Annotated in this window: 14 protein-coding genes and 1 pseudogene; 6 read left to right on the top strand and 9 right to left on the bottom strand. The window is 55.3% G+C overall.

The window, feature by feature from the left end:
- Positions 1–11: 11 nt before the first annotated feature.
- Together ACPXV9_RS02580 and ACPXV9_RS02575 are read left to right on the top strand one after the other, a co-directional pair.
- Entirely contained in the window at positions 12–1,280 is a 1,269-nt protein-coding gene (locus ACPXV9_RS02580; RefSeq protein WP_423894322.1) for an ammonium transporter, read from the top strand.
- A 267-nt stretch (positions 1,281–1,547) separates the two neighbouring features.
- Positions 1,548–1,886, top strand: a complete 339-nt coding sequence (locus ACPXV9_RS02575; protein ID WP_423894307.1) for a P-II family nitrogen regulator — start codon at positions 1,548–1,550, stop codon at positions 1,884–1,886.
- 74 nt (positions 1,887–1,960) lie between these two features.
- Here the strand turns inward: ACPXV9_RS02575 and ACPXV9_RS02570 are convergent, their stop codons facing one another.
- Positions 1,961–2,614 carry a DUF523 domain-containing protein gene (locus ACPXV9_RS02570; RefSeq protein WP_423894305.1) on the bottom strand — a complete coding sequence of 218 codons (654 nt, stop codon included), beginning with the start codon at positions 2,612–2,614 and terminating at the stop codon, positions 1,961–1,963.
- A 193-nt stretch (positions 2,615–2,807) separates the two neighbouring features.
- Between ACPXV9_RS02570 and ACPXV9_RS02565 the strand changes: the two genes are divergently transcribed.
- The gene (locus ACPXV9_RS02565; protein WP_423894303.1) at positions 2,808–3,008 is read left to right on the top strand and encodes a hypothetical protein; all 201 of its coding nucleotides are present in this window, start codon (positions 2,808–2,810) and stop codon (positions 3,006–3,008) included.
- A 19-nt stretch (positions 3,009–3,027) separates the two neighbouring features.
- Here the strand turns inward: ACPXV9_RS02565 and xerC are convergent, their stop codons facing one another.
- The 8 genes from xerC to argH form a co-directional block, all read right to left on the bottom strand.
- Positions 3,028–3,936 (bottom strand): tyrosine recombinase XerC, encoded by a 909-nt coding sequence (gene xerC, locus ACPXV9_RS02560; RefSeq protein ID WP_423894302.1) that lies wholly within the window; start codon positions 3,934–3,936, stop codon positions 3,028–3,030.
- 13 nt (positions 3,937–3,949) lie between these two features.
- Complete coding sequence (locus ACPXV9_RS02555; protein WP_423894301.1) at positions 3,950–4,642, bottom strand: DUF484 family protein; 693 nt, start codon at positions 4,640–4,642, stop codon at positions 3,950–3,952.
- Between the two features lie 58 nt (positions 4,643–4,700).
- Positions 4,701–5,531, bottom strand: coding sequence for a diaminopimelate epimerase (gene dapF, locus ACPXV9_RS02550; protein WP_423894300.1), 831 nt, complete (start codon positions 5,529–5,531; stop codon positions 4,701–4,703).
- Between the two features lie 15 nt (positions 5,532–5,546).
- Complete coding sequence (lysA, locus tag ACPXV9_RS02545) at positions 5,547–6,797, bottom strand: diaminopimelate decarboxylase (RefSeq protein WP_423894298.1); 1,251 nt, start codon at positions 6,795–6,797, stop codon at positions 5,547–5,549.
- Positions 6,798–6,865: 68 nt separating this feature from the next.
- On the bottom strand, positions 6,866–6,988 hold the full coding sequence (gene lptM, locus ACPXV9_RS02540; protein WP_423894296.1) for an LPS translocon maturation chaperone LptM: 123 nt from the start codon (positions 6,986–6,988) through the stop codon (positions 6,866–6,868).
- 84 nt (positions 6,989–7,072) lie between these two features.
- A complete protein-coding gene (locus ACPXV9_RS02535) occupies positions 7,073–9,889 on the bottom strand; it encodes a class I adenylate cyclase (RefSeq protein WP_423894294.1) in 2,817 nt (938 codons plus the stop codon).
- Positions 9,890–9,957: 68 nt separating this feature from the next.
- Positions 9,958–11,667 carry a response regulator gene (locus tag ACPXV9_RS02530; protein WP_423894292.1) on the bottom strand — a complete coding sequence of 570 codons (1,710 nt, stop codon included), beginning with the start codon at positions 11,665–11,667 and terminating at the stop codon, positions 9,958–9,960.
- 190 nt (positions 11,668–11,857) lie between these two features.
- Positions 11,858–13,255 carry an argininosuccinate lyase gene (gene argH / locus ACPXV9_RS02525; protein WP_423894291.1) on the bottom strand — a complete coding sequence of 466 codons (1,398 nt, stop codon included), beginning with the start codon at positions 13,253–13,255 and terminating at the stop codon, positions 11,858–11,860.
- A 101-nt stretch (positions 13,256–13,356) separates the two neighbouring features.
- Here argH and ACPXV9_RS02520 point away from each other — a divergent pair, with 101 nt between their 5' ends.
- From ACPXV9_RS02520 to ACPXV9_RS02510, 3 genes and pseudogenes are all read left to right on the top strand, one after another.
- Positions 13,357–14,469 carry a sensor histidine kinase gene (locus ACPXV9_RS02520; protein ID WP_423894290.1) on the top strand — a complete coding sequence of 371 codons (1,113 nt, stop codon included), beginning with the start codon at positions 13,357–13,359 and terminating at the stop codon, positions 14,467–14,469.
- Between the two features lie 107 nt (positions 14,470–14,576).
- Positions 14,577–14,795 (top strand): annotated as a pseudogene (locus ACPXV9_RS02515) (LytR/AlgR family response regulator transcription factor); the annotation flags it as partial.
- Positions 14,778–15,206 (top strand): LytR/AlgR family response regulator transcription factor, encoded by a 429-nt coding sequence (locus tag ACPXV9_RS02510; RefSeq protein WP_423894320.1) that lies wholly within the window; start codon positions 14,778–14,780, stop codon positions 15,204–15,206. The pseudogene ACPXV9_RS02515 and the gene ACPXV9_RS02510, both read left to right, overlap by 18 nt.
- Positions 15,207–15,235 lie beyond the last annotated feature (29 nt).

Genomic DNA, 15,235 nt, shown 5'->3' with positions numbered 1-15,235 from the left:
GGAGAACAGCAATGGAAAATAATATTTTCGAATTGCAGTACGCCATGGATACCTTTTACTTCCTGGTATGTGGCGCACTGGTAATGTGGATGGCGGCTGGTTTCGCCATGCTGGAGGCGGGCCTGGTTCGCTCCAAAAATACAACTGAAATTCTGACTAAAAACATCGCCCTGTTTGCCGTAGCAAGCACCATGTACCTGATCTGTGGTTACCACTTCATGTACGACGGCGGTTACTTCCTGTCCGGTGTGACTACTGTTGCACAAATGGACGATGCCGCGGTTGAAGGCATTCTGACAGCATCTAAAGAAGCCGGCTTTGGTGAAATGGCCGAGTACTCCGGTGCTTCCGACTTCTTCTTCCAGGTTGTGTTCGCTGGCGCTTGTATGTCCATCGTATCCGGTGCGGTTGCCGAGCGTATGAAGCTGTGGGCTTTCCTGGCCTTTGCTGTAGTGATGACCGGTTTCATCTACCCAATTCAAGGTAGCTGGACTTGGGGCGGTGTTGCTGTGCCATTCATCGGTGAGCTGAACTACTCTGACTACGCTGGTTCCGGTATTGTTCACATGGCTGGTGCCGCTGCTGCTCTGGCTGGTGTTATCCTGCTGGGTGCCCGTAAAGGCAAGTACGGTGCTAACGGTGCGGTAAACGCTATCCCTGGTGCTAACCTGCCAATGGCTACTCTGGGTACTTTCATCCTGTGGATGGGCTGGTTCGGTTTCAACGGCGGTTCTACTCTGAAACTGGGTGGTATCGGTGTAGCTAACGAAGTGGCTAACGTATTCTTGAACACCAACGCTGCAGCTGCCGGTGGTCTGATCGCTGCCCTGATCGTTGCCCGCGTTATGTTCGGCAAAGCTGACCTGACCATGGCTCTGAACGGCGCTCTGGCTGGTCTGGTTGCCATTACTGCTGAGCCTGCTGATCCTACTCCTCTGATGGCTACCATCATTGGTGCAATCGGTGGTGTGATTGTTGTCTTCTCTATCGTAATGATGGACAAGCTGAAGCTGGACGATCCTGTCGGTGCCATCTCTGTGCACGGTGTTGTAGGTATCTGGGGTATCTTCGCGGTACTGCTGTCCGACGCCGATGCGACCTTCATGGGTCAGCTGGTAGGTACTCTGGTGATCTTCGTTTGGACCTTCGTAGCCAGTCTGATTGTCTGGGGCTTGCTGAAGATGATCATGGGTATCCGTGTCTCTGAAGAAGAAGAGTACGAAGGTGTTGACCGTGCCGAGTGTGGTATGGAAGCCTACCCAGAGTTCACCAACAAGTAAGACTTGTTGTCTGACTCAGAAAACCCGGCCCAGTGCCGGGTTTTTTCGTTGTGGGCCACAGTGTTGAGTGTCGTTAAGCAGTGGTTTTTGATATAGGTAAAAAACGCGAACAACTTTGCCTAATTGCCCGGCTCAAAAGGGTGATTTTCATTTGCCAAGGGTGTAAGGTACGCAACATTATTCGGTTTGTTCCATTCTGGTGCAGTCACCGAATCTCGCAACAACGACCTCTTAAAAAACATAGAACAAGACCAAAGGGATAAATCAATGAAGTTGATCACCGCCATCATTAAGCCGTTTAAACTGGATGATGTTCGCACTGCACTGTTCGACGTGGGTGTTCAGGGCATGACCGTAACCGAAGTGAAGGGTTTTGGCCGTCAGAAGGGCCACACTGAGTTGTACCGCGGTGCCGAGTATGTGGTCGACTTCTTGCCAAAAGTTAAGCTGGAGCTGGCCGTGGATGAGCCCATGGTTGAGCAGGCGGTAGAGGCAATCACCAAAGCGGCACAGACCGGAAAAATCGGTGATGGCAAAATCTTCATTACCACACTGGATGAGATCATTCGTATCCGTACCGGTGAAACCGGTGGTGATGCCGTCTGAGTCAATTGAACGATGGATCTTGCAAGGGAGCCGATGGCTCCCTTTTTTGTGCCTGTTGCAAAAGCAGTAGCGCTTCAAGCTTTGAAAAAGCCCTGCAATCCGGTGGCGTCTTGCCATTTGAGGTGCTGTTTTAATGAGTCCGCCACCGGTTGGCCGTGGTTAGCAGCCTGTTGCAGATAACAGCCAACAATCAATTTCTGACACTGGACTCGACTGGCAACCGAGGATTCGTCCAGAATCAGGGCGTCTGGGAAGTGCTGCTGAAGATGGGCAGAGAAGATGCCGCTGCCCATGTCTGGTAATTCCTCACCCCGATCATTGTGCAGAGGCGAAGAGCCAGTGCCGCAGCTGGGCGAGCGGGCTTTGAGAATGGCGGCAACCGGTGACCGATGCTGTCGCTGTTGCCAATCCATATTGGCCTGCCGCAGGACATCAGTAACGTCTGTGTAAGGTGGGCTAACTTGCCGGACTGTTAAACCCCTCTCGGTCTGTATCAGTTGGATTGGTGGCCTGGGAGTGCCCAGTCCCGCGGCAACCTCTGGGCAGTGTCCGACAATCTCCAGCCATGGTGACAGAAATTGGCCTATGGTGGGCAGCAGCTTGTGGCCGCCGTCGTAGCGCACAGTCTGCCCTAGCAGGCAGCTGCTGATGATCACCCGCGGTTTTCCGTCACAGATGCGTTTAAGGTCTGTGCCCTCGGGCAGGATGTTTGACAGATCCGTTTTCATTAATAACCAACAAGGATAAGTACTGAAAATTTAGAGCCAAAAAAACTAAAAAAAGCCCCGTTTGTGGTAGCGATTTAAATTGTCTTTGGACTATAAATAGCTCCGAACAGCATACCGATATTTCGACTTTCGTGAAGGGTCTTGTGGGTCGGGCATTAATAGGGTGCCGGCCATAAACCGTGAGGGTACAGTCATGAGTGACGAGCAGTTTGATGCCAAAGAAGTGGGCGCCGAGCACCTGAGTGTGGATTGCCGGCAGAAGGTGCGTGATAAATTGCAATCCGAGGTAGAAGCGTTTCTGGCCGGGGGTGGCAAAATCCAGCAGATTGAAAAAAATATCAGCGGCGACCCGCCCCAGCGACCGGGCAACAACTACACCAGCAGGCCCATTTAAAGCTGGCGTATTAGCCGGTTCAGGAGTCTTTTTTCTTCTGTGCTCTGGGGTGTGCGCTGTCGTAAATTTTGGCCAGATGCTGGAAATCCAGATGGGTATAAACCTGGGTTGTCGACAGGTTGGCGTGGCCCAGTAATTCCTGTACGCCCCGTAAATCACCGCTGGATTCGAGCATGTGGCTGGCAAAAGAATGGCGCAGCATATGTGGGTGCACCGGTTGATCGGTACCCTGCTGGACACCCAGCTTTTTCAATCGGCTCTGAATCGCCCGGTGACCCAGTCGACTGCCCTGCTTACTGACAAAAATGGCATCCGTTGACTCCCCTCCGGTTTCAGTCCGCCAGGCTTTGAGTGCCGTCATGGCATAACGGCCCACCGGAACCTCCCTCTCGCGATTGCCTTTACCGGTTACCCGCAGGCTGCCCTCGGCCATATCCAGATCTCCCCAGTTGGCTGCGGCAAGCTCCGCCAGACGCAAACCGCTGGAATAAAACAGCTCCAGCATGGCCCGATCCCTCAGAGAGATAAAATCATCTCCCTGAATCTCCATAAATTGATTAATCTGATCGGCATCGAGTGTTTTGGGGAGGCGTTTCTGTGCCTTGGGAGCGCGCAGACCTGTGGTCGGATCGGCGCGGCAAAGCCGTTGCTTAAGGCAGAACTTGAAAAACGAACGCATGGATGACAGCCAGCGCTGCAGGCTGGTTGGCGCCAGTCCCCGACGGTGCAGCTGGCTCAGCAGCTGACGCATATGATGGCCCTGAATGTCGCTGACCAATATCAGCTGCTGTTTTTCACAGAAGTTTTGCAGGTGGGCGAGATCGCGCTGGTAGTTACTTTGGGTGTGCGGTGAGTACTGCCGCTCTACCTGCAGGTACTGCAGATAAGCTGCGATGGCCTCGGGGAGTTGTGGTGCGGCCATCGACATTCAATGTCCTCTATCAGGGCAGATGACGGGGTAAAACCCGGTTCAATACTTCGCCAATATAGCTCAGAAACAGGGTGCCCATGCTGGAGCGGTAGTAATTGGGGTCGCGGTTGGCAATGGCCAGCATGCCGAAGGTATTGCCATAAATCAGCGGCACCATGGCCACCGAACCGATGTGGCGACTGAACTCCGGAAACAGGTAGTGGGTTTCGGTGTCGCTGAAGGCGCCACACAGGGCGCGATTGCTTTTGATCAGGTTGCCGATGGCGTCGCGGGCATCGTGCATAGTGACTACGCGGGCGCGGCTGGGTGGCAGAGTCTCACTATCGCCAAACAGCAGTAAGGTGGTGTAGTGAATGCCAAAGTCTTTTTCAAAACTCTGAAACAGGGCGTTAACGGTGTCCGTCAGATTCTTACCTTCCAGCAGCGCCAGAATCAGCTTTTTGGTTTTGTCGAACAGGCGGTCGTTGTCCCGGGCATTGTCCAATAGCTTGTTGAGGCGGTGGCGCATTTCCATATTGCGCTCACGCAATACCGATACCTGACGCTCTACCAGAGAAATGGCCTTGCCACTTTCGTGGGGCAGGCTCAGATCAGCCAGCAGCCCCGGCTGAGAGACAAAAAAATCGGAATTTCTGCGGAGGTATTCCACAACCTGTGCTTCTGTAACCGCTGTGTCTGTATCAAGTACCGGGGTATCGCTCATAATCGGTTTCTTAGTGTCTGGAATTATTGCTTTGGTTATTCGGCCGTTGCACCGTAGGTCAGGCTCTGGCTTGACCGTGAAATACGTTGGTCGCGGGCCCGGTCATCAGCACCGGGTGACCTTCACCTTGCCACTCTATGGTCAGGCTGCCACCGGGCAGATTGACAGTTACTCTGGAGTCTAACAGGTTGCGTAAGCGCCCCGCCACTACAGCGGCACAGGCACCGGTACCGCAGGCCAGGGTTTCACCTGCGCCCCGCTCAAAGACGCGCAGATTGACTTCGGTGCGAGACAGGATTTGCATAAACCCGGCATTGACCCGCTGCGGGAAATCCGGATGGCTTTCCACCTGTGGCCCCCAGGTTTCCACCGGAGCGGTTTGGGTGTCATCCACCAGCGTTACCGCATGAGGGTTACCCATGGATACTGCCCCAATCTCGATTGTCTGCTCGTTCAGTTGCAGCGGATAGGTGACTGCACGGGTTTCGGCTAGAAATGGAATGGCGGCAGGTTCGAGCACTGGCTCACCCATGTCCACGGTAACCTGATCGTTATCCTGCAGCTTGAGGGTCATGATACCGGCGGCGGTTTCCACCACGATATTGCGCTTGCCGGTCAATTTGCGATCGGTAACAAACTTGGCAAAACAGCGAGCACCATTGCCACAGTTTTCCACTTCAGAGCCGTCGGCATTGAAAATCCGATAGCGAAAGTCCACCTCGGGACTGGAGGGGACTTCCACCAGCAGGATTTGATCACAACCAATGCCAAAGCGGCGGTCAGACAACTTTCTCACCTGACTTTCCGACAGGTTGACCTTCTGGCTGATGGCATCGATAACAATAAAATCGTTACCCAGGCCGTGCATTTTGGTGAATCGAAAGCGCACCGTATTCCGCCTTGTTCAGGAGTTGGGTATCAGGGCTTCGCCCCGGGTTAAGTCGGCCAGGCTCTCGCGAGCGCGAATCAAATATACCTGATCGCCATCGACCATGATTTCGGCCGCGCGAGGACGACTGTTGTAATTGGAGCTCATGGTAAAACCATAGGCACCGGAAGACATCAATGCCAGCAGGTCACCTGCTTCCAGATTGAGTTGACGATCCTTGGCCAGGAAGTCACCGGTTTCACACACCGGGCCCACCAGATCCCAGCTCTTTGCTTCGCCTTCACGGGCGTTGACAGGAATCACATTTTGCCAGGCCTGATACAGCGATGGGCGAATGTTGTCATTCATGGCGGCATCGATGATGGCAAAGTTTTTGTGTTCGGTTGGCTTCAGGTATTCCACTTTGGTCACCAGCACGCCGGCATTGGCGGCAATCGAGCGGCCCGGCTCAAAAATCAATTGCAGCTGGCGATCGCCCAGGCGGGTTTTGATGGCGTCCATAAATTCCGCCACGGCCGGAGGTTGTTCGTCGCGATAGGTCACACCCAGTCCGCCGCCCAGATCCAGATGGTGAATGTGGATGTCCTGCTCTGCCAGTTGATCCACCAGAGCCAGTACCCGATCAAGCGCGTCGAGAAACGGCGCCAGCTCCGTGAGCTGGGAGCCGATATGGCAATCAATGCCCACCACGTTGAGGGCGGCCAGTTCTGCCGCGCGGGCATAGACACGGGGAGCTTCCAAAATATCAATGCCGAACTTGTTCTCTTTCAGCCCGGTAGAGATATAGGGGTGGGTATTGGCATCCACATCCGGGTTAACCCGCAGCGAAATATTGGCCGCGGTACCCTGTTCGGCGGCCACTGCGGCCAGCACTTCCAGTTCCGCTTCGGATTCGACGTTAAAGCAGTGAACCCCCACTTCCAGCGCGCGACGCATTTCAGCGGGCGTTTTGCCCACGCCGGAAAACACCACGCGAGACGGATCACCGCCAGCAAGCAGGACGCGTTCCAATTCGCCTTCGGAGACGATATCAAAGCCCGCGCCCAGTTGGGCCAGGACATTGAGAATGGCGATGTTGGAGTTGGCTTTGACGGCATAGCAGATCATGCCCGGGTGGTCACCCAGAGCATTGGCGTAGTCCAGATAATGACGACTGAAAGCCTCACGGCTGTAGGCATACAGTGGGGTGCCGAACTGCTCGGCCAAGGGTTGCAGGGGCAGCTCTTCAACAAAGAGTTGGCCGTCGCGTTGGAAAAAATCTGACATGGTGTTGCTCAATTAAGCGGGTTGCTGGGTGCGGTTGTTCCGGGTGCGATTGTTCAGGGTGCAGAGGGTTACTGTGCCTGAAGCTGCTCGGCTTTGGGTTCCGGAGGCAGAGTCAGCGGCCCTTTTTGACCACAGGCGCTGAGGCCCATTAGCAACAGCAGAGACAGGGAAATGGCGGACAGGCGACGCATGGCAACTCCAGCTTGAAATAGTAGTGATAAAAGTCCCGCAGTATACCGGTTACCGCCATCCGCTGTCACTTGATCCGGTCAGCCTCAGATTTCCTGCAGAGCCTGGTTCAGGCGATGTTCCAGCCTGTTTTTGACCATAACAAAATGTGCAGTCTGCAATGGCTTGTCTCCCACCAGTGATTGCGGGCTGTCGCCCAGATCGAGGTCTGTCAGATAGCAGGGGTAGCGCTCGCTGTTGTGTCTTAGTGACAGCACCTGACGGGCCACCTGGCGGTACAGCTGCCCGTCACAGCGGGCGGGATGAAAGTGCTGTTGATCACAGTAAATGGAAAAATTATCCAGAGTGCAGGTACCGGATTCGGCAATGGCCTGCATGTTGAAAAATTTCAGGTTCTGCAGCTCGGTGGTGACATGAGTGCGTTGGGCATTACAGTGACCACCGGGTTGGGGCTGCAGTTCAAAGAACTCAACCGGATAGATGCCAAAGCTGTCGATATCGTCACAGCTTAATTGCAGCCGGTTGATGGTTGAGCGGATAAATCGGTGCAACGGTCGCAACAGCGACTGCTCGTCCTTGAACGGGGTCTGGTAGCGGGTCAGGGTATTGCGTTCATCCAGAATAAAAACCTCGGCATGGGCATCCTGGACCAGGTAGAACACCTGAATCGCCTGATTGATCTGCTCGCGGAAGATGGCCGCAACAGCGGCGGATTTCAATGACAGCGGATCAATATGAATGGCCATGGGATATTGTCGGGGCAATGACAGTTTATCCAGCAGGGCCTCTTCGTCATAGAGCAGTTCCGTCTGGATCTGGGCGCCCCGTTTTTCAATACACAGCAGCTCGTTCCTCAGAGCTACCACAAATAGTCCAGCCTGATGGTTTGGCTGCTGCATCAATGCCCCTTCGAGTTGACGCAGAATCTGCTCCAGGCGCAGTTTCAGGGACGTGGTGTGGTTGCCCCGCTGGCAGTGAAATTCTATGGCGCAGCCATTGAGGCCATCGGCGTGTGCAAACAGACTGAGCAGGTGGCGGATAAAGCCTTCGAGTGGCCGCTGCTCGTGGCTGCTGACAATAATTTCCCCCCAGCTGTTGTGGCACAACAGGTGAATGTCCTGCACCAGATTGATGTGCTCGTCTCCCGCAGACAGCGGGTTGGCGGCCGGGTATTCCGAGCGCAGAGGCGCATCGTCGTCGATCACCATTTCATTGATCACCACCAGCAAGCTGACTGGCCGCGGCCGCTGACTAAAATCCGGTGTGAAGGGCTCGGACGGCGTCTCGGGGAGCCACTTGGCCAGTGCCTGAAACAGCGGCTGAATGGGACGCTCCTGATCATTGTTTTCCCCGACTTTGACGATGGCACTGGTGTGGGATGTCAGAATGCGATTGCAGTAACACCAGGTGATCAGCTCGATCAGAGATGGGCAACTGTGCAGGCGCTCAGCCGGGTACAACGCTTCGTGCTTGCGACTGGTGGCAACATGCCACTCCGAAGACTGTCGCTGGTGTTGGTAAAACGTCAGGTATTCTTCGGCTATGTCGCGAGAGATGCCGGGATTGATTCGTTCAATTTTACCGCTTTTGCGCTCAAACGCGGCGTAGAGTTTGCGGCCCAGAATCGCTACATCGTGATTCAGTTGGTTGCCCTCACGCGCCGGGTGACTCCGGGCGTATTCCGTCAGCAGTTGATAGCCATTGAGCAGTTCGGCAATCAGCAGTTGTTTTTCCGCCATTACCTGGGCGGCATTCCAGTTGTGGTGGGCATCCAGATAGGCGATTTTGTTGCGATCCCAGCCCCAGTCACTGACCAGATCGCTCAACAGCTCTCGCTGCCAGGATGCCGGAGATATCCGGGGTGTTTTTGACAGGGGTTTATTGACTTTGAAATAGAAGCTGCGGCGCATCAACTCCAGCCTCTGGCCCAGGCCTTCACGCTGCAGATGGTTACTGAGGGAGGCAAACAACAGTAGGTATGGGTCCAGCTTATCGGCGGCCACCTGATTGTTGTAAATGGATTTTTTCAGGGCGATGGAGAGGATTTCATCGTCGCTCTGGCGGCGCACATAAGAGCCCAGTAGCAGCAGTTTCAACAGTGATTTATAAGGTGACTGAATCGCTTTATAGAGTTGCCAGATGGCGGCGCTGATGAATTCTTCCGGAGGAATCTGATCCAGTCCACCCAGATCAATGACGTCGGTCTCCCGCAGAAACCGCTTGGTGACCAGTTCCCGACTGTACTCCGCGTAGTGGATTTCATGATCGGGGTGCACAAACCACCACAGCGGGTACTGTCCGGCAATGTGTATGGCGGTGCGATAGAATTCGTCGAGCAACAACTTGTGTTGAGTGCTGCCACTGGCGTCATCGGACAGGGCGGCGACCTTGCCCGCGGCGAAATCCCGGGCATTCATCGGAAAAAAGCAGACGCTCAATCCGAGGGTTTTGCCCCAGGCTTCAATCCCCTCACAGCGTTGCTGCAATTGCTGCAGTTGTGTCGGGTTCAGATCCGGGTCGTGACAGATCCAGAAGTCCAGATCGCTGCTGCGACTCTGACCAATGGTGCCGATACTGCCCATCAGGAAAATGGCATCGATGGCGCTGTTGCGGTTAACCAGTTTTTTATAGCGGAAACTCTTGGAGACCTGCTTGGCGGTTTTTAACAGCGCCCTGTCGGGGGTGAAATTGGTTACTCCGCAGCAGGCATCATTGCTGACGTAGCCGGGCAATACCGGATGGTTGGTGTGAAACAGCAGTGGTATCACTTCCAGAAACAATTGTTGGCGTGGCGCCAGATTGCTCAGGGTGCGCTCCAGCCGTTGCTGGTTGAATCGCAGGAAGCGCTTTTTGATGGTCGCCAGCAGCGAGCGATCAATGCTGTAGGGTTTGGTCTCGGTCATTCTGCGTCGAATCTTCGGGCTCGGTTGCCGCGTGCCCGGTCAATCCTCACAGAGTGCTTCGAGTAGAGTCACTTTCTGGTTTGAATCGTGGTCCGGTGCACGATGTGCTTGGCAATGGTCTGATACAGCAGCTTGGGGTTAACCGGCTTGGTCAGGTAGTCGTCCATACCCGCCTGCAAACACAGTTCACGATCGCCCTGCAGTGCATGGGCCGTCATGGCGATGATGGGGATTTCCCGATCGTGATTACCCTCTCGAATCAGGCGCGTGGCCTGATAGCCGTCCATTCGAGGCATTTCCATATCCATAAGAATGGCGTCGAAGTGGCGCTCGTTGTGCTGGTTCAGCAGGTCGAAGGCTTCCACACCATTATTGGCGAGAGTAACCTGAATATTCTTTTTCTTCAAAAATGCGATGGCCACTTTCTGATTAACGATGTTGTCTTCGGCCAGCAGCACATGAGCATCGGCCAGAATACGGTTCTGTTCTTCCTCGGGGATTTGCTCCGGGGCTTCGTTAAATAGGCTCTCGCCAAAGGCCAGCGCGATGACATCAAAGATGCGTGAGGGGGTTACGGGTTTGCGAATAAAGCCGTCGGTGCGCACCAGTGGGTATTCTTCGGTTATCTCATCGTGGGAGTAGCTGGAGATCAGAATGCACTTGGGCTTGGTGATGATACCGTCATCGGTTTTGATCTGTAGGCAGGCCTCCAGACCATTGGTGCCAGGCATCTTGTAGTCCATCAAAACCAAACTGTAAGCGCTGTCAGGGTCCTGGGCTCTGGTCCGAATTTTCTGCAGGGCTTCCTCGGCGTTGCTGGCTGTATCGACGTTCAGTTGCAAGGCCTCGGCGGTATTTTTCAGAACCGTCAGGGACGCCGGGTGATCGTCGACAATCAGGGTGCGTAAATTGTTGTAGCGCTGGGGCTCCGGGTGCAGGGTTCGCTCACCCAGCTGGCTGGCATTAAAGACCGCGGTAAAACAGAAATGGCTGCCCTTGCCGGCTTCGCTCTCCATTTCAATCCGGCCACCCATCTGCCCCACCAGATATTTGCAGATGGTCAGGCCCAGACCGGTGCCTCCGGCACTGCGCGAGGTAGAGCAGTCGGCCTGAACAAAGGGTTCGAACAGGTTGGCCTGTTGATCTGCGGGGATGCCGATACCGGTGTCATGGACGGCAAACTCCAGCTCAATGTTCTGACCGGTTTGCTTCACCTTGCGGGTTTCAATGGTGACTTCGCCGCCGTGGGTAAACTTCACGGCATTGTCCACCAGATTGTGCAGGATTTGGTGCAGGCGGCGGGAGTCGCCCTTGATAAAGCGGGGTACGCGGCGGGAAACGTCGAAAATCAGCTCGATGTTTTTGTCGTTGGCGCGTTCCTCGAAATCGCTCGAAAGCTGTTCGAACACGCAGTCGAGATCGAAGTGGTTGTTTTCCAGCAGGTACTTGCCGGATTCCAGTTTGGAGAAGTCCAGCACCTCATCAATGATTTGCAGCAGGTTCTCGGCCGAAATATTGATGTTATTGAGGTAGTCTTTTTGCTTGCGGTTGAGCGAGGTGTCCTTGAGCAGATGGCCCATGCCGATGATGGCGTTCATGGGGGTGCGGATTTCGTGGCTCATCCGAGTCAGGAATTCGGCGCGGGTCTGGTTGGCGGCAATCGTCTGCTGGCGAGCTTCGCGCAGCTCCAGCAAATTGGCTTCATACAGCTGCTGAAGCTTGTCCAGACGGGCCTGAAGCTCTTCAACTGATGATTGATTGTCGTTGTTGTTTTCCATGGGCACCAGTGCGCGCTCAAGAGTGTGAGTAATCCACTAAGCCTAGTAGAGAGTTACTGCACTTTCATTAATGTGGCGCGGTTTTTAACCCAAAAGTGGAAAAAATCACCCATTCGGGTGAGGAGAAAACTAACAGACTGGTTGAAAAGTGTGCGGCGCCTGTCGCTGGACCGACGCCGCATGGCTGATCCTAGCGAGATTGGACCAGCGTCAGGGCTTTCTGTGCGGCCTGGCGCACCTGCTCTGGCGCCGTGCCGCCGATGTGGTTGCGGGCAGCGACGGAGCCTTCCAAGGTTAGTACGGCAAAGACGTCGTCAGTGATTTCATCACTGAATTGCTGCAGCTCTGCCAGTGTCATCTCAGACAGATCCTTGCCGGTTTCCAGACCATAGGCCACGGATTTGCCCACAATCTCGTGGGAATCGCGGAACGGGATACCTTTGCGCACCAAGTAGTCGGCCAGATCGGTGGCGGTAGAGAAACCGCGGCGGGCCGCTTCCAGCATGCTGTCTTTTTTCGACTCAATGGCCGGAATCATATCGGCAAAGGCACGCAGACAGTCTTTGACGGTGTCGACGGCGTCGAACAGCGGTTCTTTGTCTTCCTGATTGTCCTTGTTATAGGCCAGCGGCTGGGATTTCATCAGGGTCAGCAGGCTGATCAGGTGGCCATTAACACGACCGGTCTTGCCGCGCACCAGCTCGGGTACGTCGGGGTTTTTCTTCTGGGGCATGATGCTGGAGCCGGTGCAGAAGCGATCGGGCAGGTTGATAAAGTCGAACTGGGCGGAGGTCCACAGCACCAGCTCTTCGCTCATGCGCGACATGTGGGTCAGCAAGATGCTGGCGAAGGCGCAGAATTCGATGGCGAAATCGCGATCGGAAACCGAATCCAGGCTGTTGGCGGTGGGGCGGTTAAAGCCCAGCAGCTCGGCGGTCATATCGCGGTTGATCGGGTAGGTGGTGCCGGCCAGAGCGGCGGCGCCCAGTGGTGACTGGTTCATGCGCTTACGGCAGCCCTGCAGACGGCTGAAATCCCGCTCCAGCATTTCATTCCAGGCCAGCAGATGGTGGCCGAAGGTTACTGGCTGGGCGGTTTGCAGATGAGTAAAGCCCGGCATGATGGTATCGGCTTCGCCTGCGGCCAGCTGGATCAGGCCCTCTTGCAGGCGGGTCATTTCGGCGCTGATGCTGTCGATCTCGTCGCGCAGCCACAGGCGGATATCGGTGGCCACCTGATCGTTGCGCGAGCGACCGGTGTGCAGCTTCTTGCCGGTGATGCCGATCTTATCAGTCAGCGCCGACTCGACGTTCATGTGCACGTCTTCCAGCGGAATGGACCACTCTATTTTGCCGGATTCGATGTCGCTCTGAACTTCCTTCAGGCCGTTGATGATCTTGTCGCGTTCTTCAGCGGTCAATACGCCCGCGGTTTCCAGCATGGTGGCGTGGGCGATGGAGCCGGCAATATCATGGCGATACAGACGCTGGTCAAACTGGATGGATGCGGTAAAACGTTGAACAAAGGCATCGGTGGCCTCGCTGAAACGGCCGCCCCACTGTTGATTGGTTTTGTCGTCTTGACTCATAAATGCTCGCCTGTCGCGTGATGGTGATAAACAAAGGGGCGACATTATACCTGCCCGGCCCGGTCGCGTCATTGCGGTGCGCCGACGGTCATGGCCTAATAATGACAATACCCCAACCCGACAAGCCCATGGCGGAGGCCACCATCATTAACAGCGGCGAACAGCAGACGGCACAGCGCCCGTTTATTCCCAATCTTTGCACCCTGCAGGCCCTGTTTTTGCTGGTGCTGTTGGGCGAGCTGCTGGCGTTATCCATGTCGCTGGTGGCCTCTGGATTGTCGACTATGGACTGGTCCGGATTCGGGTTGCGTTCTTTTATGATTCAGTGGGTGGTATTGCTCAGTGCCGCGCTGCTGTGTCCGCTGCGCCCCTGGCTGGCGCAGGTGCAGCCCTGGGTCGCGGGTCTGAGCAGTTTTGGCGTGGTGATGCTGGTCACTGGCCTGTGCTCGGCGGTGGGACACTTTGCCATGATGCGCGAGTGGCCGGCGGCCATGGTGTTGCTCGATCATCTGGTGCTGGCCGCCATTTTTGCCGGGGTGGTGTTGCGTTTTCTCTATCTGCAGCAACAATTGCACAACCAGCAAAAGGCGGAGCTGCAGGCCCGCATTCAGGCGCTGCAATCGCGCATCCAGCCTCACTTTCTGTTTAACAGCCTCAACAGCATTGCCAGTCTGATCGAAACGGATCCGGAGGTGGCGGAGTCCATGGTGGAGGATCTCGCCAGCCTGTTCCGTGCCAGCCTGTCCGAGCCGGGATTGATTTCCCTGCAGCAGGAGTTGTCCCTGTGTCGCCAGTACGTGGGCATTGAGCAGCGCCGGTTGGGACAGCGGCTGCAAGTTCACTGGCAGATCGACGACCAGGTGCAAGCGCACCTCAGTGAGATCAAAATACCCAGCCTGATGTTGCAGCCACTGCTTGAAAACGCTGTGCATCACGGCATTCAACCGCTACCTGACGGCGGTGAAATCAATCTCAGGCTGACCCGCAAAGGCAGTCAGCTGTGCATCGACGTCAGCAACCCCGTCCCCGCTGAGGACAATACCCGGCTTCCCCACCGCCAGGGTAACCGCATGGCTCTGGAAAATATTCAGCATCGGTTGCAGGCACACTTTGGCAGCGCTGCCAGCTTCATCACGCGGGAGCAGGGTGATCAATATCGGGTGGAGATTTGTTATCCTTTTCCCGTCTTGAACGGAAGTGAATCGAGGAACTGACAATGGATGTTCTGATAGTGGACGACGAAACACTCGCCCGTGACCGACTGGCTCGCATGCTCGACAGCAACGATGCCTATCGGCTGGTGGCTTAGGCGGCCAATGCGTCACAGGCCATGGATGCCGTAATGCAACACGACCCGGACATCATCCTGCTGGATATCAGCATGCCCGGCGAGAGTGGTATCGAGTTGGCACAGCAGCTGGCCAATCTGGATGATCCCCCGGCCATTATCTTCTGTACCGCTTATGACCAGCACGCCCTTGAAGCCTTCTCCGTCAACGCCAAAGACTACCTGCTCAAGCCGGTGCGCAAGGACGACCTGTTTGCCTCACTGGATAAAGTCAGCAGCCTCAACAAGGCTCAGCGTGCACTGCTGGCCGAGAGCGATCAGAAGCTCGAGGGCCGTGGCCACATCAGCGCCAAGACCCGGCGTGGCGTGGAGTTGATTGATCTCGACAAGATTTTTTACTTTGCCGCCGACCACAAGTACGTCACCGTCTACCACGAGGACGGTGAGACCCTGGTCGACGATACTCTGAAGGATCTGGAAACCGAATTTGGCAATCGCTTTGTGCGGATTCATCGCAACGCTCTGGTGGCGGTCAGCCGAATCGAGGCGATGGAGAAAAACATCGAAGGGCAGTTTGAAGTGAAGCTGACTGGTACCGAGCTGCGCCCCGTTGTCAGTCGCCGTCACGTCGGTGGTTTGAAGGATCTGCTGACCAGTCTCTAGGGAGCAATTAAGCCGGGCAACTGCTATGA

Origin of the sequence: Candidatus Pelagadaptatus aseana (assembly GCF_040362265.1) — a bacterium.
In the GTDB taxonomy this organism is placed as follows: Bacteria; Pseudomonadota; Gammaproteobacteria; order Pseudomonadales; family Cellvibrionaceae; genus Pelagadaptatus; species Pelagadaptatus aseana.
The sequence above is the reverse complement of the archived record's forward strand: the minus strand, read 5'-3'. Positions and strand labels throughout refer to the sequence as shown.